Consider the following 25,094-nt stretch of genomic DNA (forward strand, 5'->3'; position numbering starts at 1 on the left):
TAATGGGTCAGAAAGTCAGCCCTACCGGATTCCGCCTCGGTATTACCGAGGATTGGCGCAGCCGCTGGTACGCCGGCAAAGACTACGCCGCTACGCTTGAGAACGACATTGCCATTCGCAAGTTCCTGGATGCCCGTCTCGCCCGCGCCTCCGTCTCCAAGGTGGAGATCGAGCGCGCCGGCGACAAGATCAAGGTCGTCATCACCACCGCCCGTCCCGGCGTGGTCATCGGCAAGAAGGGCGCCGAGATCGACGCCCTGCGCAAGGACCTGGAGAAGGTCGCCAACGGCCCGGTGTCCATCGATGTGGTCGAGGTGAAGCGTCCCGAGCTGGACGCCGCTCTCATCGCCCAGTCCGTGGCCGAGCAGCTCGAGGGCCGCGTGGCCTTCCGCCGCGCCATGCGCAAGGCCGTGCAGTCCGCCATGAAGTCCGGTGCCAAGGGTATCCGTATCCAGTGCTCCGGCCGTCTGGGCGGCGCCGAGATGAGCCGCCGCGAGTGGTACCGCGAGGGTCGCGTGCCGCTGCACACCCTCCGTGCGAAGATCGACTACGGCTTCGCCACCGCCGCCACCACCATGGGCTCCATCGGCGTGCAGGTGTGGGTGTACCACGGCGAGGTGCTGCCGGGCCAGAAGGCTCCCCAGCCCGCGCTCGAGGGCTCTTCCCGCCCGAACCGTTCCCGTCGTAACGATCGCCGCGAGAGGGGTGACAAGTAAATGCTCGTACCTAAGCGCGTCAAGCACCGCAAGGTGCAGCGTGGTTCCATGAAGGGCAAGGCCAAGGGTGGCACGCGCCTGAACCACGGTGAGTACGGTATCCAGGCCCTCGAGGCTCACTGGATCACCAACCGTCAGATCGAGGCTGCTCGTATCGCCATGACCCGTCACATGAAGCGTGGCGGCAAGGTGTGGATCACGATCTTCCCCGACAAGCCCATCACCTCCAAGCCCGCCGAGACCCGCATGGGTTCCGGTAAGGGCAATCCCGAGGGCTGGGTTGCCGTGGTGAAGCCGGGCCGCATCATGTTCGAGATCGCCGGTGTGGACGATGAGACCGCCCGCGAGGCACTTCGTTTGGCCATCAACAAGCTGCCCATCAAGTGCAAGATCGTCACTCGTGAAACGGAGGGGCAGCAATAATGAAAGCAGCAGAGATTCGTGAACTTTCTGCCGAGGACCTGCAGGTAAAGCTGAAGGAGGCCAAGGCTGAGCTGTTCAACCTTCGCTTCCAGATGGCCACGAGCCAGCTTGACAACACCGCCCGCGTGAAGCAGGTTAAGAAGGACATCGCGCGCATCATGACTGAGATGCGGGCTCGCGAGCTGAGCGCGTAGATCAAGGAAGGTGCAAACAATGACTGAAGAGCGTAACCTGCGTAAGGTCCGTCAGGGCATCGTGGTCAGCGACGCCAACGACAAGACCATCGTGGTGGCCGTGGAGGAGCGCAAGCCCCACCCCATCTACAAGAAGATGATTACCTCCACCAAGAAGTTCCATGCCCATGACGAGAACAACGAGGCCGGCGTTGGCGACACCGTTCAGATCATGGAGACGCGCCCGCTGTCCAAGATGAAGCGCTGGCGTCTGCTGAAGATCGTCGAGAAGGCCAAATAGTTTTGGTGCTCTGGCACGAAAACTATTGTTAAGGAAAGTAGGAACATCACATGATTCAGATGCAATCCATGCTCGCCGTGGCCGACAACTCCGGCGCTCGCAAGGTGCAGTGCATCAAGGTCCTGGGCGGCTCGAAGCGCCGTTACGCGGGCCTCGGTGACGTGATCATCTGCAGCGTCAAGGAAGCGATGCCCAACGGCAACGTCAAGAAGGGCGAGGTCGTGCGCTGCGTGATCGTGCGCGTGAAGAAGGAAGTCCGTCGCGCCGACGGCTCCTACATCCGCTTCGATCAGAACGCCGCCGTGCTGATCAACCAGGACGGCTCTCCCCGCGGCACCCGTATCTTCGGGCCCGTGGCGCGCGAGCTGCGTGACAAGAAGTACATGAAGATCGTGTCTCTGGCACCGGAAACGCTGTAGGGGAGGTGTCAGAATGGCTCAGAACAAGATGACGATCCGCAAGGGCGACACCGTCAAGGTGATCACCGGCAAGGACCGCGGCAAGACCGGCAAGGTGCTGCGCTCCGTTCCCGAGAAGTCCCGCGTGGTGGTGGAGAAGGTGAACATGGCCAAGAAGGCCATGCGCCCCACCCAGGTGAATCCCCAGGGCGGCATTTCCACCATTGAGGCCCCCATTCACGTGTCCAACGTGATGCTGGTGTGCCCCAGCTGCGGCGAGGCCACCCGCGTGGCCCGTCGCCGCGACGAGGGCAAGCTCGTCCGCGTCTGCAAGAAGTGCGGTAAGGATATTCCCGCCGCCGAGTAGCAACCGCTTAAATCCGCTTCCTGTGAAGGAAGCGGATTTTTCCTTGGATAAAGGCCCTTGTTGTGGGACAATATCCAATCGCGCGCTCGCGCGCTATGGCCCTGGGAAGGTCCCAGGGACGCGGGGTCGGAAATCCTGCGTTTAATCCATCGAAGAAAGGCAAGAGACTGATGGCTGAAACTCCTCGTCTGAAGGTCAAGTACACCACCGAGATCGTGCCTGCTCTCGTTGAGCAGCTCGGTATCAAGAACATCAACTGCGTGCCCCGCCTCGAGAAGATCGTGGTGAACATGGGCGTTGGCGCCGCCGCTGGCGACTCCAAGCTGCTCGATGCCGCCATGAACGACATGCGCATCATCACCGGTCAGCAGCCCTGCGTGACCCGCGCCAAGAAGTCCATCGCCGGCTTCCATGTGCGCGAGGGCCAGGCCATCGGCTGCAAGGTGACCCTGCGCGGCGACCGCATGTGGGAGTTCCTCGATCGCCTGCTGGCCACCGCCCTTCCCCGTGTCCGCGACTTCCGCGGTATCTCGCCGAAGAGCTTCGACGGCCGCGGCAACTACACGCTCGGCATCACCGAGCAGCTGATCTTCCCCGAGATCGAGTACGACAAGATCGACCGCACTCGCGGTATGGACATCACTTTTGTCACCAATGCCGGTGAGAACGAGGGTGCCTTCGCGCTGCTGACGGCGCTCGGCTTCCCGTTCAAGAGCAAGTAAAACGATCGGGCGCCCCTGCGGCGCTCGTCGCGTAACCTCAGGTTTTAAGCTCGCGAAAAGGAGTGCGGGCTTGAAGGCATAAGAAAGAAGGAATGCATGGCTAAGAAATCGATGATCGCCAAAGCCAAGCGCGAACCGAAGTTCTCGACGCGGCAGCACAACCGCTGCACCCGTTGCGGACGTCCCCGCGCCTACTATCGCAAGTTCGGCCTGTGCCGTATCTGCGTGCGTGAGTTGGCTAACAAAGGCGAGCTGCCCGGCGTGACCAAGGCTTCCTGGTAGGAAATCGCGGCCCACGTTTCAGGGTGTGCCGACGTTAAAGGCGGAGGCGCTATGGGCGCCGACGAACCGAACGTACGGTTCATCACGGATCAAAGGAGAAACTCAACATGACAATGACCGACCCCATTGCAGACATGCTTACGCGCGTGCGTAACGGCCAGTCTGCTGGCAAGGCGACGGTTTCCATGCCGTCGAGCAAGAAGCTCGTCGAGATCGTGCGCATCATGGAGCAGGAAGGCTACATCCAGCGCTTCGACGTGATCGACGGCGAACCCCGTGCCACCCTTGAGATCACCCTCAAGTACGGCCCGAAGAAGGCCAAGACCATCCGCGGCATCAAGCGCATCTCCAAGCCCGGCCTGCGTATCTACGCTGGCAAGGACGAGCTGCCCCGCGTGCTCGGCGGCCTCGGCTGCGCCATTATTTCGACGTCCCGCGGCGTTATGACCGACCGCGATGCCCGCAAAGAGGGCATCGGCGGCGAGGTCATCGCCTATCTGTGGTAGGAAAGGAAGGTAGAGCATATGTCTCGTATCGGTAAGATGCCCATTCCCGTTCCTGCCGGCGTTGACGTGACCATCGACGGCCAGACGGTGACGGTGAAGGGCCCCAAGGGCGAGCTGACCCGCACGTTTTTGCCGTCCATGACCGTTACCCGCGAGGGCGATGAGCTTATCGTGTCCCGTCCCGACGACACCCGTGAGTCCAAGAGCGCTCACGGCCTGACCCGTACCCTGCTCGCCAACATGGTGGAGGGCGTGTCGGCCGGCTTCTCCAAGAAGCTGCAGCTCGTCGGCGTCGGCTATCGTGCGGCTCTCAAGGGCAAGGACCTTGAGATGCAGCTGGGCTACTCCCACCCGGTGCTGGTGGAGGCTCCCGAAGGCATCACCTTCGAGGTGCCCTCCCAGACCGAGATCGTGGTGTCCGGTCCCAGCAAGGAGCAGGTCGGCCAGGTTGCCGCGAACATCCGCAAGTGGCGCAAGCCGGAGCCCTACAAGGGCAAGGGCATCCGCTACGAGGGCGAGCATGTCCGCCGCAAGGCTGGCAAGGCCGGCAAAGACTAAGCCTCTATTCGGTAGCTGATTGAAGGGATTAACCTATGAATAAGCAACAGAAGAAGCAGGCCGGTCTCGCCCGTCGCCATCGTCGCGTTCGCGGTAAGATCTCCGGCACTGCAGCTCGCCCGCGCCTTTGCGTGACGCGCAGCAACAGCAACATCTACGCGCAGGTCATCGACGATGTGGCCCACACCACCATTTGCGGCGTCTCCACGCTGGGCGAGGCCTTCAAGGCCACCGGCAAGAGCGGCGCGACCGTGGAGGGCGCTGCCGAGCTCGGCACCATCGTCTCCAAGTTGGCTCAGGAAAACGGCGTGACGGAAGTTGTGTTCGACCGTGGCGGCCACCTGTATCATGGGCGCGTGAAGGCTCTGGCCGACGCTGCCCGTGAAGCAGGTTTGAAATTCTAGAAGGGGTTTTAGCTTATGGCTCGTAACAACAACAGGCAGCAGGAGAGCACTACTCCCGAGCTGCAGGAGCGCGTTGTTTTCATCAACCGCGTGTCCAAGGTCGTCAAGGGCGGCCGCCGCTTCGGCCTGACCGCGCTCGTGGTCGTGGGCGACGGCAATGGCCGCGTGGGCGTGGGCATGGGCAAGTCCCAGGAAGTGCCCACCGCCATCAAGAAGGGCGTCGAGGACGCGAAGAAGAACATGTTTACCGTGCCGCTGACCGCCGAGGGTTCCGTGCCCCACGAGATCCTGGGCGAGTACGGCGCCGGCCGCGTGCTGATCAAGCCGGCCGTTCCCGGTACCGGCGTGCTGGCCGGTGGCCCGGTCCGCGCCATCATGGAGCTCGCCGGCGTGCAGAACGTTATCACCAAGTCGCTCGGCACCGACAACGCCATGAACATCGTGAAGGCGGCTGCCGAGGGGCTCAAGTCCATGGAAAGCCCGGCCCAGGTCGCCGAGCGCCGTGGCATCTCCGTGGCCGAGATGTTCGGTGGGAAGGAGAACTAATGGCTGAGACTAAGAAGACCCTGCGCCTCACCCAGGTGAAGAGCTCCATCGGCCGCAAGCCGAATCAGGGCCGCACCCTGCGCGCCCTGGGCCTGCACCGCATCGGTGACTCGGTGGATCAGGTGGACAACGAGAGCGTGCGCGGCATGATCTTCACCGTGAAGCACCTCATCACCGTCGAGGAGATCTAAGCTTCTCGCACCACCCAAGTTGATGGTTTCCGGCGTGTCCGATACGGGCACGCCGTTGCCATGATAGAAGGAAGTTTGCTGGCGGCGAGCTGCCAGCACCGACTGGGGCTGAAGGAAATGCCTGGTCGGAAAGCGAAACAAAGGAGAAAAGACAACATGGAACTCAAGGATCTGAAGCCCGCTGCCGGCTCTACCAAGAACCGCAAGCGCGTGGGTCGCGGCCCCGCCTCCGGTACCGGCAAGACCGCCGGCCGTGGCATGAACGGTCAGAAGTCCCGCGCTGGCGGCGGCAAGGGCGCCGGCTTCGAGGGCGGCCAGACTCCGCTGGCCCGTCGCCTGCCGAAGCTGCCTGGCTTCCGCAACATCAACCGTGTTGAGTACCTGCCCGTGAACGTGAGCCGCCTGGACGCCAAGTTCGAGGCCGGCGACGTGGTGGACGGCGAGTCCCTGAAGGCCAAGGGCATCATCAAGCATGCCGACGCGCTGGTGAAGGTGCTCGGCGACGGTGAGATCACCAAGGCTCTCACCGTGCGCGTCGATAAGGTGTCCGCTTCCGCCAAGGCTAAGATCGAGGCGGCCGGAGGAAAGGTCGAAGAGCCTTGCTAAGGTCAATTCTTGACGCATTCAAGGTTCCGGAGCTGCGCAAGAAGATCCTCTTCACGCTGGCGATTCTCGCGCTGTACCGCTTCGGTGCCTACGTGCCGGTGCCGGGCATTCCCTTCCATGAGTTTGCCACGGCCTTCCAAGACACTGGTGTGGCCATGACCATGCTGGACTTGTTCACCGGCGGTGCGCTCTCGAATTTCTCGGTGTTCTCGCTGGGCATCATGCCCTACATCACCGCATCTATCATCATGCAGCTGATGCAGGGCGTTATCCCCGCCGTGGGACGCTGGGCACGCGAGGGCGATACCGGTCGCCGCAAGATCACCCAGGTGACCCGCTACCTGACGCTGGGCCTGGGCCTGATCAACGCCATCGGCTACCTGCTGCTGTTCAAGTCCCCGGCCTACGGTGTGCAGTTTTCCAGCGAAGTGCCCGAGCTTCTGACCGACGCCATCATCGTGTTCACGCTGGTGGCCGGCACCGCCTTCATCATGTGGATGGGCGAGCTGATCACCCAGCGCGGTATCGGCAACGGCATGTCGCTCATCATCTTCGTGAGCATCGTGTCGCGCGTGCCCTCGGCCATCTTCTCGTCGGTGAACCTGACGAGTGACTTGGGCACGGGCATCGCGCTCACCCTGGTCATCCTGGCCGTGGTGCTGGTGTGCATCCCGCTGATCATCTTCGTGGAGCGCGCCCAGCGCCGCATCCCGGTGAACTATGCCAAGCGCGTGCAGGGTCGCAAGATGATGGGTGGCCAGTCCACCTACATCCCGCTGAAGGTGAACGCGGCCGGCGTTATCCCGATCATCTTCGCGAGCTGCATCATCTACTTCCCGGCTCAGTTGGCCGCCATCTTCAACGTGGGCTGGCTGACCACCTTCGCTGACTGGTGCTCTACCGGTTGGCTGAACTGGCTGCTCACGGTGCTGCTCATCGTGTTCTTCGCGTACTTCTACACCTCCATGGTGTTCAATCCCGAGGAGACCGCCGACAACATCCGCAAGCAGGGCGGCTTCATTCCGGGCGTGCGTCCGGGCACGGCCACGGTGCAGTACATCAAGAACGTGATCAACCGCGTGACGCTGCCCGGCGGCATCTTCATCGCGCTGATTGCCGTGGTGCCCACGATCATCTTCTTCTTCACGGGCAACCAGTTGATTCAGGCCTTCGGCGGCACGTCCATCCTCATCATGATCGGCGTGGCCCTGGATACCATGAGCAAGATCGAGAGTCAGCTGAAGATGTACAACTACGAAGGCTTCTTCAAGTAGGGGAAGATACGCAGGCTAAGACGAAAGGATGTTTCTCATGAACATCGTACTTCTGGGAGCTCCCGGTGCTGGCAAGGGCACCCAGGCGGCCAAGCTGGTGGAGGAGTTCAGCTTGCCCCACATCTCGACGGGTGACATGCTGCGCGCTGCCGTGGCCGCCGGTACCGAGCTGGGGCTGAAGGCCAAGTCCTACATGGACGCCGGCGATCTGGTTCCCGATGACGTGATCATCGGTCTGGTGACCGAGCGTCTGCAGGATAGCGACACGGCCAACGGCTTCATCCTGGACGGCTTCCCCCGCACCTCGGCCCAGGCCGTGGCCCTCGATGCCGAGCTGGGCAAGCTGGGTCGTCCGCTGGACGGCGCCCTGCTCATCGATGTCGACCCCGAGGTCATCGTGGGTCGTCTCACCTCGCGCCGCATGTGCCGCGATTGCGGCTACATCGGCAGCGCTGCCGACGGGGATGTGTGCCCCAAGTGCGGTGGCGAGATGTACCAGCGCGATGACGACAACGAGGCCACCGTGCGCAACCGCTTGGACGTGTACGAGACCTCCACGAGCCCGCTCATCGACTACTACCGTGGTTGCGAGCTGCTCGTGACCATCGACGGCGACCGCGACCCCGAGGTCGTGTACGCCGACGTGAAGGAAGCGCTGGCGTAGGCTTTTCGCGGGCGGGCTGAGGCCCGCCTCTTCGGGGCTTTTCGCTAAGCTGTTTGCCTTTTGAATCCCGCATCCCCGCCACGGGGGTGCGGGATTTCTCTATAATGGGGCCTATGCCTACCGTGCGCGAGAACATAGCCTATGCCTCCCAGCATTTCATGCTGGTGTACCGCGGCACGTTGTTGAGGGTGGCCCGCGCGGTGGCGCTGCTGGTGCTGGTGGCGGCACTTTTGGAAGTGTTCGTGTTCAACTTCAACTATTTCGCCTCGGCCGGCTACCAGACCATCAATCTGGAGAACCGTCTGGATATGGAATCCGAGGACGGCACCTACGCGCTCACTTCCATCGATCACGTGTTGGAGTTCTCGCACTTGAACACCGAGATTCACAATATCAAGGTGGATTTCGCTCCCGATCAGCCGGCTCAGAACGTCACGCTGAAGATCCAGTTCACCGATGCGGCCCATCTCACCTACTTCGACTCCACGGAATACACCGTAGGCGTGCCGCCGGTGGACGTGTCCACCATGGGCGAGCGCACGCAGTACATCAACTTGCAGACGGCCGGTCTCGTGGAGAACCTGCGCATCGAGGTGGTGGGCGACGAGGTCTCTTACCCCATTTTGCTCGACGGCATCTACCTGAACGCGCACCGTCCCTTCGAGTTCAGCCTGCTGCGCTTCGGCACGGCTGTGGGCATCCTGCTTCTGGGCTACGCCTTCCGGCCCGGTTCGGCCATCTACCGCATCCGCATCGTGGAGAACCCGCGCAAGTCGAAGGTGGGTATCATCTTCGCCGTCACCGTGGAAGTGGCTCTGCTGACCAGTTTCCTGCTGTTCGGATCGAACCTGGTGGGCGTGGCCACCTCGTCCTACAACTACGGCTCGTGGGACGGCACTTCGCTCGTGAACACCTTCGAAGTGGGCGGCGACAACGCCCAGCAGTATGCCGAGCTGGCCCGTGCCATGGCCGAGGGCCGGCTGTATCTGGAGGAGGAGCCGCCCGCCTGGCTGCAGGAGATGAACGATCCCTACGACAAGGGCGCCCGCGACGAGCTGCAGAAGGAGACGGGGGAGAAGTACCTGTTCGACGTGGCCTACTACGAGGGACGTTATTACGTGTACTTCGGCGTGGTGCCGGTGCTGCTGTTCTATCTGCCCTTCTATCTGCTCACGGGGGCGAATTTCCCCACGGCCATCGGCGTGCTCGTCATGGCCATTGCCTTCGTGCTGGGGGCCACGGCCCTTCTCGACCGCTTTGCGCGCTACCATTTCCGGTCGGTGAGTTTGGGCGTGTACCTGCTGCTGCAGATACCCACGGTGGCGTGCAGCGGCATTCTGTATCTGGCGAAGTTCCCCACTTTCTACTCGCTGCCCATCATGTGCGGCCTGGCGTTCTCGGTGTGGGGCCTATACTGCTGGATGCGCTCGCGGCTGTCGGGCCATCGCTGCGCGTGGCTGTTTGCCGGCTCGCTGTGCATGGCGCTAGTGGCCGGGTGCCGCCCGCAGCTGCTGGTGCTGTCGCTTCTGGCCTTCCCGCTGTTCTGGCGCACCTACATCACCGAGCGCCGCCTGCTGACGGCGGCCGGCGCGCGGGAGTTCGCCTGCCTGGCGGCGCCCTACGTGCTGGTGGCTGTCGGCATCATGGGGTACAACTACGCGCGCTTCGGATCGCTCACCGACTTCGGGGCCAACTACAACCTCACGGTGAACGACATGACGAAGCGCGGTATGAACGTAGGTCGTCTGGCCCCGGCCTTTTTCGCCTACTTTTTGCAGCCGCCCTGCATGACCGGGGTGTTTCCCTTCTTGCAGCCGGCGCCCTTCGACACCACCTATATGGGGCAGACCATCAAGGAGGTCACTTTCGGCGGCATCTTCGCCTGCCTGCCCATTCTGTGGGTGCTCGCGTTCTCGCGGCGCATCTTGGGGATGCGCGCGCGGCAGCGGTTCACACGCACTATCATGGGCGTGATCATCACGCTGATCGTGTCGGGCGTGGTGGTGGCCCTGCTTGATGCCGAGCTGGCGGGCATTCTCCAGCGCTACTACGCCGACTTCAGCTTCATGTTTCTGGCCGCAGCCGTGCTTCTGTGCTTCGTGGTGAACGAGCAGGTGCCCCCCGAGGGCTCGACGCGCCAGCTGATGCTGACGGTGTTCATCGTGCTGGTGGGGGTGTCGGTGCTCTACAGCACGCTGCTGTGCCTGGTGCCCGAGACGGGCTGGTACGCCGATGTGTACCCGTGGGCGTACCAGAACATTCTGGATACGTTCCTGTTCTGGAAGTAGGGCGGCTCGGGGCACCTCGGACGGTCTTGCGGTCTCTACGGCGCAGGGTCGGCCGTCTTCCCCGGTGCTACAGCGTGGTCGCTTCCTTCATGGGCGTCGTACCCAAGAACAGCAGGCCCGTGGCCGAGATGGGATCGTAGTTGTCCAGCAGCGAATCGTAGTAGGCTGTGGCCGTCTCGCGGTGGAACAGCGGGTATAGCGGCACCTCGGCGGCGATCAGGTCGAAGCACTGGTTCCACAGGTTCTGCTGCTCGGCCTCGTCAGTGGACACGCGGGCGTCCTGCACCAGTTGCGAAAGCGTGGCGAACTGCGGGGAATCGGCCCAGCAGCTGCGGGCGCGCGTCCACACGTTGTCGCCGTACCACCAGTTGATGAGCAGGTCGGGGTCGTTGCCGAAGCACGACGGATCGCCTGGCGACAGCACCACGTCGAAGTCCAGCACGTCACCGGCCTCGGGCGGCGTGGACAGGTCGGCGAACAGCTCGGCGGTGTCATAGGGTACGACGGTGGCGGTGATGCCCACTTCGGCCCAATCTTCCGTGAGCGCCGCGGCCAGTTCGCTTGCCCAGTTGTCGTTGCAGCGCAGGGTGAGGGTGAGTTCTTCCGCAGCCGCCTCGGTCAACAGGGTGCGGGCCTTCTCGCGGTCGTAGCTGTACACCGTGGAGGCGCGGTGGTAGCCGCGAAAGTAGTCGGGCAGGAGGCAGGTGCAGGCCCGGGCGTGGCCGTCCGTGATGCGGGCGATCAGCGAGTCGACGTCCAGGGCGTACAGCAGCGCCTGGCGCACGCGCACATCGTTGAAGGGCTCCTTGCGGCAGTTGAACATGAGGAAGGGCGCCGAGAACCCGGGCACGTACTCGATGGTGGCGCCGGCGGCGGTGATCTGATCGGCCAGCACTTCCGGGGCCGCCTCGATGCACAGGGCCCGCTTGTCGGTGAGGGCCCCGGTGCGCTTCTCGTCGTCCAGGATGACCGACCACTCCATGCGCCCGCAGGTGGCGGGAAAAGTGCCGGCGTAGTAGGGGTTCGGCGTGAACGCGATGCGGCCGCCCTCTACCAGATCGATGGTCTCGTAGCGCCACGGCCCGCTGCCGATGGGCGCCGTTTCCAGTTCCTCGGGCGCAAGATGGGCGGGGAAGATGCGCACGAGGGCCAGCCGCTCGCGCAAGAGCGACCCCATGGGAGAGCGCAGGGTGAACAGGAGGGTCCGGTCGTCTTTGGCCGTGACCGAGCGAATGAAGGACAGCAGGGCGCCGTAGGTGTCGCTCTCCATGTTCCGGCGGAAGGCCTCGCACACGTCGTTTACCGTGAGCACCGAGCCGTCGGAGAACCGGGGATTCTCGCGCAGGGTCACCTCATATTCCAATTCCGAGATCTGCATGGGGATGTCGGCGGCCAGTCCCAGTTCGGGACGGTAGGTGTGCAGGTTCAATTCGTAGAGGCCCTCGTATACGTGCCAGCCCGCGGCAATGAACAGCGCCGAGGAGGCGCCCACCGGGTTGCAGCTGCCGCCCTCGTAGGGCAAAACCGCCGTGATGGCGTCGGCCACGCCCCCGTCGGGCGGCGTCGTCCCCGGTGCTGGGCCATCGCCAGCTGCGGGCCGCTCGCTTCCTCGCGAGCAGCCGCCCAGGGCCAGTGCAGCCGCTGCCACGCCCGCCGCGGCCAGGAACTGCCGCCGAGAAACCGCACTGCTTCGTCCGTTAACCAAAGCCCGCATAAACTAAACTCCTGCCACTGAGAGCCCGTTCCAAAGTCCCCACTATTATAAAAGTCCCGCTCCGCCCCAACCGAAACCTCACACCAAAGTCGCGAGGGAGAATGGGCGGCGACCGGCAGAGCCCCCTCCGCTGGTAAATTGTGCAACAAACTCCGATAGGTAGACTTTCTTCGGAGGATTCAAGCGCGAAATAAACGTTTAGCGTTATATTTATCCCGCTTTGGGCAGGAATCTGGAACAGAGGTGTCTACATATCGCAGTTTGCTGCGCAAAACCGCCTCTTTCGGAAACTGAAGCGAGTTGGAGCGGGGGCGGAACGCGCTGGCGATGGGGCTAAACGAATGGCTAAAGCGCGTCGTATTCGGCAAGAAAGCCGCCGAGGCACCGAAGCGTCTCGTTGTTGGTGGCCTGCTTGGTCACAAGGCAGATGGGGAATGAGATCTGATGTTCGGGGGCAAGGGGAATAATGCACAGATCGTCGCGGGAAACAGCTAGCTTGTTGTTGGTATATGAGAGCACCAAACCGTCTTCGGCAAGAAAAGCGAGCAATTCTTGCGCGTGGGGTGCGATTTGAACGAGATTCGGCAAAGGGAGTCCGAAAGAGCAGAAGTGCTTTTCCAGCCCGGGGTATACGAAACGGATGTCCTCGGGGTAGGCGAGGGTGTAGGGAGCGAGGTCTTGCAGCGTTAAGTGCTGCTTGCCGGCAAGGGGGTGCATATGGTGAAGAAGCACAACAGGGGTCACGGCGCCAATCTGCTTGCTTTCGTAACCGCTGCTCTCGTAAGGCCCTAAAACAACGGCGCCATCCGCAAGATCGTTCTTCGCAGCGCGCAGGCAGGTATCGTTTGGGTATCGAAGCAGGTTTATCTGAACATGGGGGGGGCCGCTCGAGGAAAGCCGGTATCGCATCGGGAGGACAAATGTCGCCGCGATATGCGGTGGTAGCGACGGCAAGGGAAAGCGTGTCGGCAAGAAGGGCGAGGTTGACGGGCGGCTGCTCCAGATTCTCGAGAGCTGCGTAGGCGCGGGTCACCTGTTCGGCCAGGTCGGCGTACTGGCGACCGAAATCGGTCGCCCTGACGTTGCGCCCCTCGCGCACGAACAGCTTGCGCCCGCAACGCGTCTCGGTGTTCGACACGGCCTTGGAGATCGTCTGAGGCTGCACGTAAAGAGCCTCGGCTGCTCGTGTGTGGCTCTCAAGTCTCACGGCGTAAACGACATACTCTAGCTGCTGGATATCCATGGCACCCTCCTTATGCCAGTATAAGGGAAATGTGGGGTGCGTGGCATTCGTCGACGACGAATGGCGATGCGGAATGGGATCGGAATGAGCCGAAGGGCCACAGTGCGTTCCAAGGCGGACTCCCTTATGAGCTCGCATTCGCAAAATATTGGAACAAATCGGAAAAAATCGTTGAGAATGCGCAGTCATCCGCACGCCACATCGCCCCCTATACTGAAAGCACTCCCAGCGCTAGGAGAAGCATTGTTTATATACGAGGAGGGAGTAAGGCGATGAGAGATAACGCAGGAATCATGAGGAGTGGTCCCGGAAGGCTCTGCAAAGGTGCCCTGGTGAGTCTAGCGGTCATCTTCTGCGTGTGCCTCGTTTTTCAAACCAAGGCCTATGCGGCAGAACCGTGATGAGGGAGGTCGAAGTTGATTCCGATCTATGCCTTACGGTTCAGGTGGATGAGGGCGGCACGCTTCAAATTCAGGAAGCGGAACTTGAGGGAGAGGCACTTCCCCTTGATGCGGAAATTATCGAGTCGAGAGAAGTCCTGATCGCTTTAGCGGCCGCTCACAATGGATGGTACAAGTCCAATTCGGGTGATTGGTACTATTTCGTCAACGGCAAGTGGACGGTTGGCTGGAAAGCCGTGGACGGATACTGGTACCTTTTCGATAATGCTGGTCGAATGCTTAAGGGATGGCAGAGCAATGGCGGCAACTGGTATTATTTGAGGACCGCGACCAATGTTCCCAACGCCGGTCCCGAGGGTTCTATGGTGGTGGGCTGGCTATCCAATGGGGGCTATTGGTACAAGCTCAACGACAGCGGTGCGATGATGCGTGGTTTTCATGCCGACGGCGGTTATTGGTACTACTTTAGAACCGCCAACAATGTGCCCGTAGGAGGCCCCGATGGCGCCATGGTGGCTAACTGTTGGATTGAGATTGCTGGAGAGTGCTATGCATTCCAGCCGGGTGGCCAGATGCGAACGGGTTGGTTCGATGATGGCGACCACAGGTATTTCCTCGCTAACAGCGAAATAGGAATTGGCTTTAATAGTGCCGATTATGGGAAAATGGTACGAGGTTTGTGCAAGATCGGTTTGTATGAGTATTTCTTTAACGACCCGGCAAATATCATTTTCTTTGCTCCTGATGGCGCCATGATCAGAAACAATCCCTATTTTCAATTTCTCACGCCAGATGGGATAATTGTTGCGGGAATTATCGATGGCAACGGCCATGTGCATCGAACTGGCATCAAATCATTGAATGGGGATGCGCCGGAAATGGTCGACACGAGGATTGAATAAAAAGGTGACGACGACCCACCGAATGGTTGGCGTGGGGTTGGGCCTTTGCGGCTGGCTAACGCCAGCGTGGTGGCGGTGACTTACTTGGAGGCAGTCATGTTTGGTTTCGGGCTACCGTATTTTGAGATTCCGGGTGTTTCTCCGGAAATGCATCTCACGCTCCTGGTAATCATTTTCAGATTAATTGCGGCGCTTGTCGTCGGATATTTCGCCAAACGCAAGGGGTACAGCTTTTGGTTGTTCTTCGTGGTGACATTCTTGCTCGACATCCTTGCGAGCGCGGTTATTATGATTGCCATCCCCAGACGTTACGAGCGGACTGAGGGGGAGCTGGGGGCATCGAGAAAACCCGAAAATGATCTATAGGCGCATGTTGGGACTGGTCCTTGGGGTCACGGGTGGGAGGATGGCGGGACAAAATGACGTTTTTCTTCGATAGCGGGCCGTTTCCGCCATGGGTGGTCCACTGCTTATCAAGACGACCATAGCGTTGCCCACTGCCTACTATGCTAAACGCAAGGGCTACAATCTCTGGACGTTCCTCGCCGCAGCGCTTCTGTTCGATCCGATCGCGAGTCTCATCATCTTGCTCGCGATTCCCAAGCGAAATGATTGCGCGGGTGATGGCGCGAGCACCCTTCCCATTCGCTAGTGAGCCAGCAGCTTCCTAGGGACTCGCGGGGAGGAATGAGCGCTCGATGGATGATTCTGCGGAGGGAGCCGTCTGGGGCGGCTCCCTCCGTTTTTGCGGGCGCACCCGTCAGTAAAGCGGGATGAGGGGAACGGCGAAGCTGCGGTCGGCATGGTCGGAGGGGGAGTCTTTGAGGGCCGCGGCGACTTCGGCGAGGACGGCTTCGTCGCAGGTGCGGTGATGGCAGAGCCCCCTCCGCTGGTAAATTGTGCAACAAACTCCGATAGGTAGACTTTCTTCGGAGGCTTCAAGCGCGAAATAAACGTTTAGCGTTATATTTATCCCGCTTTGGGCAGGAATCTGGGGCAGAGGTGTCTACATATCGCAGTTTGCTGCGCAAAATTGCCCCTTTGGCGGGCATCTTCCCCGACACGCGCCCCTCTCTGCTTTGCGGGGCGAAAGCATTCCCCCGTTGCGTTCCCCCGTTCACCCCGCCGACCGACTGGTCAGGGCCTTGGCGGGGGTGCGGGCGGGTTGACGGTGGGTCAAGGCGCGCGGTGCTGCTAATATCGGACAGGTATTTCTGTTCGCAGAGCAAATCCGACCCGCATCGGAGGCGCTTCCGTCCTCTCGACTCCTCCGCGACAGTACCACCCGCGCGATGAGCGACGAGGCCGCAAGCCGGCCGAATCCGTGCGGGCCAGATGCAAAGGAGAGGAACATGACGAGAGTTCTCAAGTCGATGGACGGCAACAACGCCGCGGCGCACGTGTCCTACGCGTTCACCGAAGTTGCCGGCATCTACCCGATCACTCCCTCGAGCCCCATGGCCGACTTTGTCGACATTTGGGCTGCCCAGGGCCGCAAGAACATCTTCGGTACCACGGTGAAGGTGTGCGAAATGCAGTCCGAGGGCGGTGCCGCCGGCGCCGTGCACGGCTCGCTGGCGACCGGCGCGCTGACCACCACCTACACGGCCAGCCAGGGTCTGCTCCTCATGATCCCCAATATGTACAAGATCGCCGCCGAGGCGCTGCCGAGCGTGTTCCACGTGTCGGCCCGTACGGTGTCCACCCAGGCGCTGAACATCTTCGGCGACCACTCCGACGTCATGGCCTGCCGCCAGACCGGCTTCGCGATGCTGGCCGAGGGCAACGTGCAGGAGGTCATGGATCTGTCCGCCGTGGCCCATCTGGCCGCCATCAAGGGCCGCGTGCCGTTCCTGAACTTCTTCGACGGCTTCCGCACCTCCCACGAAGTGCAGAAGATCGCCGTGTGGGACTACGACGATCTGGCCGAGATGTGCGACATGGACGCCGTGCGCGCCTTCCGCGAGCACTCGCTGAACCCGGAGCGCCCGGCCATGCGCGGCTCCCACGAGAACGGCGACATCTTCTTCCAGCACCGCGAGTCCTGCAACCCCATCTACGACGCGCTGCCCGCCGTGGTGGAGGAGTACATGGACAAGGTGAACGAGAAGCTGGGCACCGACTACAAGCTGTTCAACTACTACGGAGCCCCCGACGCCGACCGCGTGATCGTGGCCATGGGAAGCATCTGCGACGTGGCCGAAGAGGTCATCGACTACTTGTGCGCCCATGGCGAGAAGGTGGGCCTGGTGAAGGTGCGCCTGTACCGCCCCTTCGTCACCGCTAAGTTCGTGGAGGCCCTGCCCGCCACCGTGCAGAAGATCGCCGTGCTCGATCGCACCAAGGAGCCCGGTTCCATCGGCGAGCCGCTGTACATGGACGTGGTGAACGCGCTGGCCGTGGAGGGCCGCGACGGCATCACCGTGACCGGCGGCCGCTACGGTCTCGGTTCCAAGGACACCCCGCCGTCTTCCGTGTTCGCCATCTTCACCGAGCTTGAGAAGGACGAGCCGCGCCGCCAGTTCACCATCGGCATCGTGGACGACGTGACCGGGCTTTCGCTGCCCGAGGTGCCTGCGCCGAACACCGCCGCCCCCGGCACCATCGAGTGCAAGTTCTGGGGTCTCGGCGGCGACGGCACCGTGGGCGCGAACAAGAACTCCATCAAGATCATCGGCGACCACACCGACAAGTTCGTCCAGGCCTACTTCCAGTACGACTCCAAGAAGACCGGTGGCGTGACCATCTCGCACCTGCGCTTCGGCGATGCCCCCATCCGCAGCCCCTACTACGTGAACAAGGCCGACTTTGTGGCCTGCCACAACCCGTCCTACATCACCAAGGGCTTCCCCATGGTGCGCGATGTGAAGCCCGGCGGCGTCTTTCTTATCAACTGCCAGTGGACGCCTGACGAGCTGGCCGAGCACCTGTCGGCCGAGGCGAAGCGCTACATCGCCGAGAACGACATCAAGCTGTACCTCATCAACGCCATCGACCTGGCCATCGAGATCGGCATGGGCAAGCGCACCAACACCATCCTGCAGTCGGCGTTCTTCGCCCTGGCCGGCGTCATGCCCCAGGAGGAGGCCATCCAGTACATGAAGGATGCGGCTACGAAGTCCTACGCCTCCAAGGGCCAGGACGTGGTGGACATGAACCACAAGGCCATCGACGCCGGCGCCACCGCCTTCGTGGCCGTGGAAGTGCCCGCGTCGTGGAAGGACGCTGAGGCGGCGACCGAGGCCGTGACCGTTGAGGGCCGCCCCGAGACGGTGGATCTGGTCACCAGCATCATGAACCCCGTGGGCCGCATGGACGGCGACTCGCTGCCCGTGTCCGCCTTCGTCGGCTACGAGGACGGCCAGTTCCCGCTGGGCGCCTCGGCCTACGAGAAGCGCGGCGTGGCCGTGTCGGTGCCCGAGTGGAATCCCGACACCTGCATCGAGTGTAACCAGTGCTCGTTCGTGTGCCCGCACGCGGTGGTGCGTCCCTTCGCGCTGACCGACGCCGAGATGGCGGCGGCCCCGGCCCAGACCAAGCATATCCCCGTGAAGGGCAAGGTGGGCGCCGACATGCAGTACGTGCTGGCCATCTCGCCGCTCGACTGCATGGGCTGCGGCCTGTGCGTCATCCAGTGTCCCACCGACTCGCTGACGATGATGCCCATCGCCGATGAGCTGGACGAGCAGCCGGTGTTCGACTACTGCGTGAAGTCCGTGGCCCGCAAGCCCGAGCTGGAGGGTACCTCGGTGAAGGCCAGCCAGTTCAAGCAGCCCCTGCTGGAGTTCTCCGGCTCCTGCGCCGGCTGTGCTCAGACCTCTTACGCCCGCCTGGTCACTCAGCTGTTCGGCGACCGCATGTACATCGCGAATGCCACCGGCTGCTCCTCCATCTGGGGCGGTCCGGCGGCCACCTCTCCCTATACGGTGAACGCCGACGGCCACGGCCCGGCCTGGTCGAACTCGCTGTTCGAGGACAACGCCGAGCACGGCATGGGCATGCTGCTCGGCTACGAGGCCGTGCAGGACAAGGTGGTGACCGACACCGAGGCCCTGCTGGCTTGCGAGGGCGCTGCCGGCGACCTGGCCGATGCCGCCACCGCGTGGCTTGAGGCCCGTACCGACGCCGAGGCCTCCCAGCCGGCCGCTGCCGCCTACATTGCGGCCTTGGAGACCGCCGCTGCGGGCGAGGGCACCCTGGCCGAGCTGGCCGCGGCCATCCTGGCCAACAAGAGCTACCTGACCAAGAAGTCCGTCTGGATCTTCGGCGGCGACGGTTGGGCCTACGACATCGGCTACGGCGGCCTGGACCACGTGCTCGCCTCCGGCAAGGACGTGAACGTGTTCGTGTTCGACACCGAGGTGTACTCCAACACCGGCGGCCAGGCCTCGAAGGCCTCCAACCTCGGCCAGGTGGCGCAGTTCGCCGCCGCGGGCAAGGACGTGAAGAAGAAGAGCCTCGCCGAGATCGCCATGACCTACGGGTACGTGTACGTGGCGCAGATCGCCATGGGCGCGAACCTGAACCAGACCATCAAGGCCATCACCGAGGCCGAGGCCTATCCGGGTCCCTCGCTCATCATCGGCTACAGCCCCTGCGAGATGCACTCCATCAAGGGCGGCATGACCAACTGCCAGACCGAGATGAAGAAGGCCGTGGACTGCGGCTACTGGAACCTGCTGCGCTTCAACCCGCAAGGCGCTCCGGGCAAGAAGCTCGTCATCGACTCCAAGGAGCCCGTGGAGGGCGAGTACCAGAACTTCCTCATGAACGAGGCCCGCTACAGCCGTCTGACCCGCGAGTTCCCCGAGCGGGCGGGCGAGCTGTTCGCCGAGAACGAGCGCGCCGCCATGGACCGCTGGGATCACCTGCAGAAGCTGAAGGACCTCTACGCCGCCGAGTAAGCGCGCCGCGAGATCAAGCAATCAGGGAAGGGGAGTCGGCTCTCGGGCCGACTCCCCCTTTCTTTTGCGGGCGGCGTCTTGGCTTTCTAACGCGCGTCCGTTGAAGGTTAGGGTATGCTCATGGTGGGGAGCACGGTGGCGCCCCCTCCAGGGGGCGAAACGAGGGAAGGGTCTATCGGTGGCAGCGGATCGCATGGAGCTGGCAGAGAGGTTCGACAAGCGCCTTTTAGGGCTGGGATTGTACTGGGCATGGCTCTTCGTCACGTTCTACACGCCCGTCCTCTTTCCCGCCGCCGATGCCGCCGCCGATCTGGCTCGGGAAGCCTGGAGTTGGGCGGCGTGGGCCCATGCACTCACCCTGCTTGTTTGCGCGGCGCTCGGACACCGGCTCTCGGCGTTCGCGGATTCTCGGCGCGTTGTGGTGGGGACGGCGGTCCTCTGCACCGCGGGAACGGCCTGCGTCCCCCTCGGCCAATGGCTTTCCGCCTGCGGATTTGCCGTTTCCTGGGGCTTGCCCGTGATGGGTGCGGTGGCGACGGGCGTTTCCACAGCGTGGTTGGTTCTGCTGTACGGTCGGCTATTCGCGCGGGAGGATGCCGCCTGTGCCCTTTGGGCCATCGGGGGAGCCTATCTGCTCAGCTGCATCGTTTATTTCCTGGTGCGCGCCTTCGATCCGCTCGTGGCCATCGCCACTACGCTGGTATTGCCGGCGGCATCTGCTCTGGCGCTGCTTCTTCCCGGATCCGGGGTGAAGGGCGCGACGGAAAAGGAGGGGCATCCCTCTCTCCGGATCAATTGGCGGGCTGCCATGCTGCTGGCCGTGCTCTTTTTCTTCGCCTTCGGCGGGGAGATGTTCCGGGGGTTTGCCGTCCCCTCGGGCAGTCCCGCCGACTTGGGCCATATGGGAGACTTGTACATGGCCGGCGGCGTGGCTGGCCTGGTGGTGCTCGGCGCGGCCATAGCGGTGCGCGTTCGCTCTTCCCATTCCGACGGGCATCCGCTTCCCGGTATGCAGTCGGTGCTCGTTATCATGGCGCTGAGCTTCCTCTGCACGGTGCTGTTCGGAACATCCTATGCCATGGGGTATGCGGTCTTTGGCGCGGGATTCATGTTCTGTCGCTGTGTGGTGTGGGCGTACTGCGCAGTTGTCTCGCGGCGGGTGAGGGCGTCGTCTTTTACGGTCTTCGGTATAGTTCAGGCAAGTTTTGCCTTGGCGGTGGTGGTCGGGGTGCCCCTTTCCCAGCGCCTCTCGCGGGCGGTGGCATCGGGGGCGGTGGCCTGGGACGCCATTGCCGTCACCTTTCTGTTCCTCATTGTGGTGGTGGCCGTGCTGGCCACAAGCAAGAGCGACTTCGAGATTGCCTGGGGGCTGGTGCCGCAGGCAAGGTCTTTCGGGGAGGGCGAGGGGCCGGCGGCGGCTTCGCGTGACGCGACGGCCCACGTGGAGGTCCCGGCGGCTCCGCGTTCTCTGGAGGAACTGCTTCAGGATCGATTCGCCCTCACGCCGCGGGAGTGCGACGTGGCCGAACTGCTGGCCCGGGGGCGATCTCTTCCCTTTATCCAGAAGGAGCTGCATATCTCGCAGGGAACCGCCCAGTCGCACCTCACCCATATCTATCGCAAGCTTCAAGTTCACTCGCGTCAGGAATTCATCGACGTCATCGATGGTGTAATGCCCGATCAGGACGGTGAATGATACTTCCGTAGGATGAATCATACGATGGGGTTTCTCGCAAAACCGTATGGTTTGCCTGGTGTTTTACGCCCGTGGTTTTCCTAAAGTTGCGAAAGCGCATAAGGCGCTTGGACTAACGAAGGAAGGGAGACATCATGGAGCGCACGTTAACTCGCCGCGCCTTTTTCGGGGTAGGAGGCGCGGCTGCGGCCGTTGCTGCGGGCGGTCTGGTCGGCTGCTCGCCGGCGGCCTCCCCAGATGCCGCGGAGGACTTGTCGGCAACGGGAGCCGCGGGGGCGGGGGATTACAAAGCCGCACCCGCGCCTATCGGCGACGATCGGATCGCCGAGACGCTCGAAGCGGATGTGGTCGTGGTGGGCGGTGGCATCTCGGGTGCCGTTGCCGCCGCTACGGCGGCCGAGGCGGCCAAGAGCGTGATCGTGCTGCAGAAAGCGGCTACGGCCCTCTCGCACGGGTCGGGCGCGGCTGCGTGGAATTCGAAGGCCCAGCAGGATCTGGGTGTGGATTTCGACCCCTGGGAAGTGGTGACGGAGTGGACGCGCCGGGGAGAGAATCGCGCTGATCTGCGTTTGCTGAAGACGTGGATATACAACAGCGGTCCGACTATGGACTGGGCCATGGGACTCACGGGGGATGTCGAGGGCGTTGGGCCGGCGTTGCTCGTTGACACCACCGCTATGGAATATCCCGATGCTCACAATCGGGCCTATACTTGCGTGCATATGTGGATCGGGCAGATGCAGGCCCTCGCCCAATGGCTGCTAGACTACACGGAAGAGCTGGGCGGGCAGGTGCTGTACCGTACGCCTGCGGTGCAGCTGGTGCGCGACAATGACAATACGGGTCGTGTGAGCGCGGTTATCGCCCAAGATGCCGAGGGCAAGTACGTGAAGGTCGTGGCGAAAGGCGGCGTCATCATGGCGGCGGGCGACTATGGCAACAATCCCGAGATGCGCGCCGAGTACCTTCCGCAGGTCGAAGGGTTGAAGTCGGCCTACTCCCAGCCCGAGATCAACACGGGCGACGGGCAGCTCATGAGCATGTGGGTGGGCGGAAAGATGCAGCTGTCGCCGCATTGCTCCAATATCCACTACGATCCGCCCATCGACGTGCCGGACATTGGCGGTTCGGGCGAGCCCTGGCTGTTCGTCAACAAGAAGGGAGAGCGCTTCTGCAACGAGGACATGACCTACGGGCAGCTGTATGCCCAGGATATGAACCAGCCGGACTACCTGCACTTCCAGATCTTCGATGACAACTTCCGCACCGACTGGGAAGACATGGGATCGGGCATGATGAAGAAGGAGCCGCCGGTGGACATCGTGGCGTCCACCGAGGAAGGCGTCGCTAAGGGGGAGGTGTTCGAGGCCGACACGCTGGAAGAGCTGGCGGGCGCTATGGGGGTGCCGGCCGATGCCCTTGTTGCCACGGTGGAGCGCTACAACGTGCTGTGCGATGCCGGCTACGATGACGATTTCGGCAAGCAGGCTGCGCGCTTGAAGCCGGTGCGCAAAGCGCCGTTCTACGCGGTGCAGCGGCGCGCCGGCGTGCTGTGCACCTTAAACGGCGTTATCACCAACGAGCGGTGCGAGGCGTTGGACGAGAACCACGAGGTCATCGAGGGCCTGTACTGCGTGGGCAACTGCCAGGGCAACTTCTTTGGCGGTCTCGAGCATCAGATGATCATTCCGGGCATGAGCCTGGGTCGCGCTATGACCACGGGTCGCGTGGCCGGCTTGCTCGCGAGCGGCCAGGAGATCAAGGGCGGCCGTATGTAGGCGGGAACGCGCCTCGTCCCTCCGTCGGGGCGCTCATCGGCCTGGGGTCGATGAGCGCCCTGTTTCTGCACGAGATTGCCAGTTGTGAGCGTCTCGAATAAAAGCTTTCCTCTGAGAAAGCAAGCTGAGTTCTTGCGACCTGGGGTTTTACGGAGTCAAAAAGCTGAAGCAGCCGATCTTCAACTGCCTAGACGCTCATAACTGGCGATCTTAAGCAGAAACAGGGGATTTCGCTAACCGGGGGAATGCCACAAATATTTTCTGGGACGTTCTCGGTAGCGTTTGTTATGCAGCGGGCCGCTTGGTGACTATGCTTTCCTCTAGGGAAAAACGAGTCTAAGGAGGGTTCCCGTGCATAAGGAAACTGAAATCATCGAAGAAGCATCGCAGGTTGCCGCGGGCATGTCCCGCCGGTCGTTCTTGGGCCTGGGCGCGCTGGGCGCCGCGGGTCTGGCGGCTCTGGGCCTGGCCGGCTGCGCCCCGCAGTCGAAGGACGACGCCCCGGCTGCTGATGCGGGCGATGCCCCCGCGGCTGACCAGCTGCCTCCGGCCGATGCTGAGGAGAGCTGCGATGTGGTGGTCGTGGGCCTCGGCACGAGCGGGCTTGTGGCCGCCTCCGCCGCCGCGAAGGAAGGTGCTAAGGTCATCGGTTTGGACCGCTCCGCCTCCATGGGCGCCACCAACGCCTCCATGGTGTCCGGCGTGTGGGCCATCGAGTCCACGCCCGAGCTGGCCGAACCGAACTACCTCACGGTGAAGGACATGTTCGATTTCATTTGGACGGGCACGCACTACCAGACCAATGCGCCGCTGCTGCGCAATGTGCTGCCGGCTTCGGGCAAGGGCATCGATCTGATGATCGAAGGCGGCGTGCCCTTCATGTTCGCCTTCCAGGGCGCCGACGAGAACACGCTCATGCTGAACCGCGGCGGACACATCTACGCCACCGCCGGTGCCGAGCGCGCCGAAGCGCTTCAGGGCATGCTGGACAAGTTCGGCGTGGATTCCCGTTGGGACGCCGAGGTGACCAGCCTGCTTGTCGAAGACGGCAAGGTAGTGGGCGTGCGCTATCAGGACGGCTCGAAGGCCATCGACGTGAAAGCCGCCAACACCATCGTCGCCACGGGCGGCTTCATCCAGAACGAGGATATGCTGCGCGAGTACTACTCCGGTGCGGTGATGTACAGCACGGGCAACCAGTACAACGACGGCGCCGGCATTAAGCTGGCCCAGTCGGCCGGCGCGCAGATGGGCAAGAACTTCAGCACCTCTATCAACGAGTCGGGCGCCTGCAACATGAAGTCGAGCGCCCGCTTCGTCAGCCTGGAGGACTGCAACGCCACGCCGGTGTTCAGCCTGCCCCTATTCGGCGGTCTTATGGTGAACAAGCGCGGCTCTCGCTTCATGGACGAGGGCACCATGGCCAAGCACACCATGTACTGCGGCGAGCCTCTTTTGCGCGAGGGCGTGTACTACATGGTCATCGACGATGGTCTGATTCAGGAACTGTCCACCACGCCCATCATGGATTTCATCTCCGAGGACGCCTTCGGCAACATGGCCCCTGGCGTGCAGATGGGCTTTGAGGGCAAGACGCTGACGGCGCTGCCCGACATGGTGCAGCAGGGTATCGACGAGGGCTGGATTTGGAAGGCTGACACCGCTGAGGCGCTGGCCGAGGCCGTGGGCATGGAGAACCTGGTCGACACCCTTGCGACCTACAACGGCTACTGCGCCGCCGGCGTGGACGACGAGATGTTCAAGGAGGCCCAGTTCCTGCGCGCCGTGGACACTGGTGCCCTGTACGTGGTGGAGCTGAACATCGCTGCCTGGGTGACGCTTGGCGGCATCAAGACCGACGGCTTCTGCCGCGCGGTGGACGCCGAGGCCAATCCCATTCCCGGCCTGCTTGTGGCCGGCGTCGACGGTGACTTCTGGGCCGTGCCCTACTTCGAGGGCGGTTCCGCTCAGGGCTTCTGCGTGGGCTCGGGCTATCTGGCTGGCATCACGGCGGCCCAGGCCTAGGGGTTGAGGGCC

At 62.6% G+C, this 25,094-nt stretch carries 25 protein-coding genes and 1 pseudogene; 23 read left to right on the top strand and 3 right to left on the bottom strand.

What is annotated here, in order from left to right; translation table 11 throughout:
• Positions 1–2 precede the first annotated feature (2 nt).
• The 17 genes from rpsC to G503_RS0101760 all read left to right on the top strand — a co-directional run bounded on the left by rpsC (position 3) and on the right by G503_RS0101760 (position 10,419).
• Positions 3–716 carry a 30S ribosomal protein S3 gene (rpsC, locus tag G503_RS0101680; RefSeq protein ID WP_028026211.1) on the top strand — a complete coding sequence of 238 codons (714 nt, stop codon included), beginning with the start codon at positions 3–5 and terminating at the stop codon, positions 714–716.
• Positions 717–1,139 (top strand): 50S ribosomal protein L16, encoded by a 423-nt coding sequence (gene rplP, locus G503_RS0101685; protein WP_016309215.1) that lies wholly within the window; start codon positions 717–719, stop codon positions 1,137–1,139.
• Entirely contained in the window at positions 1,139–1,333 is a 195-nt protein-coding gene (gene rpmC / locus G503_RS0101690) for a 50S ribosomal protein L29 (protein WP_016309214.1), read from the top strand. Before rplP ends, rpmC begins: the two co-directional genes overlap by 1 nt.
• Before the next feature lie 19 nt (positions 1,334–1,352).
• Entirely contained in the window at positions 1,353–1,613 is a 261-nt protein-coding gene (gene rpsQ, locus G503_RS0101695) for a 30S ribosomal protein S17 (RefSeq protein WP_028026212.1), read from the top strand.
• A 50-nt stretch (positions 1,614–1,663) separates the two neighbouring features.
• Positions 1,664–2,032 carry a 50S ribosomal protein L14 gene (rplN, locus tag G503_RS0101700; RefSeq protein WP_028026213.1) on the top strand — a complete coding sequence of 123 codons (369 nt, stop codon included), beginning with the start codon at positions 1,664–1,666 and terminating at the stop codon, positions 2,030–2,032.
• Between the two features lie 13 nt (positions 2,033–2,045).
• Positions 2,046–2,378, top strand: a complete 333-nt coding sequence (rplX, locus tag G503_RS0101705; RefSeq protein WP_035021434.1) for a 50S ribosomal protein L24 — start codon at positions 2,046–2,048, stop codon at positions 2,376–2,378.
• A gap of 170 nt (positions 2,379–2,548) precedes the next feature.
• Positions 2,549–3,100 (top strand): 50S ribosomal protein L5, encoded by a 552-nt coding sequence (rplE, locus tag G503_RS0101710; RefSeq protein ID WP_028026215.1) that lies wholly within the window; start codon positions 2,549–2,551, stop codon positions 3,098–3,100.
• A 96-nt stretch (positions 3,101–3,196) separates the two neighbouring features.
• Entirely contained in the window at positions 3,197–3,382 is a 186-nt protein-coding gene (locus tag G503_RS0101715; protein ID WP_013980746.1) for a type Z 30S ribosomal protein S14, read from the top strand.
• Positions 3,383–3,489: 107 nt separating this feature from the next.
• Positions 3,490–3,888 carry a 30S ribosomal protein S8 gene (gene rpsH, locus G503_RS0101720; RefSeq protein WP_028026216.1) on the top strand — a complete coding sequence of 133 codons (399 nt, stop codon included), beginning with the start codon at positions 3,490–3,492 and terminating at the stop codon, positions 3,886–3,888.
• Positions 3,889–3,906: 18 nt separating this feature from the next.
• Entirely contained in the window at positions 3,907–4,446 is a 540-nt protein-coding gene (rplF, locus tag G503_RS0101725) for a 50S ribosomal protein L6 (protein WP_028026217.1), read from the top strand.
• A gap of 35 nt (positions 4,447–4,481) precedes the next feature.
• A complete protein-coding gene (gene rplR / locus G503_RS0101730; protein WP_028026218.1) occupies positions 4,482–4,850 on the top strand; it encodes a 50S ribosomal protein L18 in 369 nt (122 codons plus the stop codon).
• Between the two features lie 15 nt (positions 4,851–4,865).
• A complete protein-coding gene (rpsE, locus tag G503_RS0101735) occupies positions 4,866–5,396 on the top strand; it encodes a 30S ribosomal protein S5 (RefSeq protein ID WP_028026219.1) in 531 nt (176 codons plus the stop codon).
• Positions 5,396–5,587, top strand: coding sequence for a 50S ribosomal protein L30 (rpmD, locus tag G503_RS0101740; protein ID WP_028026220.1), 192 nt, complete (start codon positions 5,396–5,398; stop codon positions 5,585–5,587). Before rpsE ends, rpmD begins: the two co-directional genes overlap by 1 nt.
• 156 nt (positions 5,588–5,743) lie before the next feature.
• Positions 5,744–6,193, top strand: a complete 450-nt coding sequence (rplO, locus tag G503_RS0101745; RefSeq protein ID WP_028026221.1) for a 50S ribosomal protein L15 — start codon at positions 5,744–5,746, stop codon at positions 6,191–6,193.
• Positions 6,187–7,467, top strand: coding sequence for a preprotein translocase subunit SecY (gene secY / locus G503_RS0101750; RefSeq protein ID WP_028026222.1), 1,281 nt, complete (start codon positions 6,187–6,189; stop codon positions 7,465–7,467). The genes rplO and secY overlap by 7 nt, the downstream gene beginning before the upstream one ends.
• A gap of 37 nt (positions 7,468–7,504) precedes the next feature.
• The gene (locus G503_RS0101755; RefSeq protein ID WP_028026223.1) at positions 7,505–8,131 is read left to right on the top strand and encodes an adenylate kinase; all 627 of its coding nucleotides are present in this window, start codon (positions 7,505–7,507) and stop codon (positions 8,129–8,131) included.
• 113 nt (positions 8,132–8,244) lie between these two features.
• The gene (locus G503_RS0101760; RefSeq protein ID WP_028026224.1) at positions 8,245–10,419 is read left to right on the top strand and encodes a hypothetical protein; all 2,175 of its coding nucleotides are present in this window, start codon (positions 8,245–8,247) and stop codon (positions 10,417–10,419) included.
• A 67-nt stretch (positions 10,420–10,486) separates the two neighbouring features.
• Here the strand turns inward: G503_RS0101760 and G503_RS0101765 are convergent, their stop codons facing one another.
• From G503_RS0101765 to G503_RS16935, 3 genes and pseudogenes are all read right to left on the bottom strand, one after another.
• Positions 10,487–12,133 (bottom strand): ABC transporter substrate-binding protein, encoded by a 1,647-nt coding sequence (locus G503_RS0101765; RefSeq protein WP_028026225.1) that lies wholly within the window; start codon positions 12,131–12,133, stop codon positions 10,487–10,489.
• Positions 12,134–12,478: 345 nt separating this feature from the next.
• The gene (locus tag G503_RS0101770; protein WP_306812470.1) at positions 12,479–13,105 is read right to left on the bottom strand and encodes a LysR family transcriptional regulator substrate-binding protein; all 627 of its coding nucleotides are present in this window, start codon (positions 13,103–13,105) and stop codon (positions 12,479–12,481) included.
• A 97-nt stretch (positions 13,106–13,202) separates the two neighbouring features.
• Positions 13,203–13,565 (bottom strand): annotated as a pseudogene (locus G503_RS16935) (LysR family transcriptional regulator); the annotation flags it as partial.
• A 211-nt stretch (positions 13,566–13,776) separates the two neighbouring features.
• Between G503_RS16935 and G503_RS0101775 the strand changes: the two are divergent.
• The 6 genes from G503_RS0101775 to G503_RS13170 all read left to right on the top strand — a co-directional run bounded on the left by G503_RS0101775 (position 13,777) and on the right by G503_RS13170 (position 25,082).
• Entirely contained in the window at positions 13,777–14,679 is a 903-nt protein-coding gene (locus tag G503_RS0101775) for an N-acetylmuramoyl-L-alanine amidase family protein (protein ID WP_028026227.1), read from the top strand.
• A gap of 45 nt (positions 14,680–14,724) precedes the next feature.
• Entirely contained in the window at positions 14,725–15,045 is a 321-nt protein-coding gene (locus G503_RS0101780; protein WP_028026228.1) for a hypothetical protein, read from the top strand.
• Between the two features lie 986 nt (positions 15,046–16,031).
• Positions 16,032–19,583 carry a pyruvate:ferredoxin (flavodoxin) oxidoreductase gene (gene nifJ / locus G503_RS0101785; RefSeq protein ID WP_028026229.1) on the top strand — a complete coding sequence of 1,184 codons (3,552 nt, stop codon included), beginning with the start codon at positions 16,032–16,034 and terminating at the stop codon, positions 19,581–19,583.
• Positions 19,584–19,761: 178 nt separating this feature from the next.
• Positions 19,762–21,279: a helix-turn-helix transcriptional regulator gene (locus tag G503_RS0101790; RefSeq protein ID WP_028026230.1), complete on the top strand. Its 1,518-nt coding sequence runs from the start codon at positions 19,762–19,764 to the stop codon at positions 21,277–21,279.
• 134 nt (positions 21,280–21,413) lie between these two features.
• Positions 21,414–23,057, top strand: coding sequence for an FAD-dependent oxidoreductase (locus tag G503_RS0101795; RefSeq protein WP_028026231.1), 1,644 nt, complete (start codon positions 21,414–21,416; stop codon positions 23,055–23,057).
• A 351-nt stretch (positions 23,058–23,408) separates the two neighbouring features.
• Positions 23,409–25,082 (top strand): FAD-binding protein, encoded by a 1,674-nt coding sequence (locus tag G503_RS13170; protein ID WP_035021440.1) that lies wholly within the window; start codon positions 23,409–23,411, stop codon positions 25,080–25,082.
• Positions 25,083–25,094: the final 12 nt, after the last annotated feature.

The sequence above is a fragment of the Adlercreutzia mucosicola DSM 19490 genome, assembly GCF_000422625.1.
Lineage (GTDB): Bacteria > Actinomycetota > Coriobacteriia > Coriobacteriales > Eggerthellaceae > Adlercreutzia > Adlercreutzia mucosicola.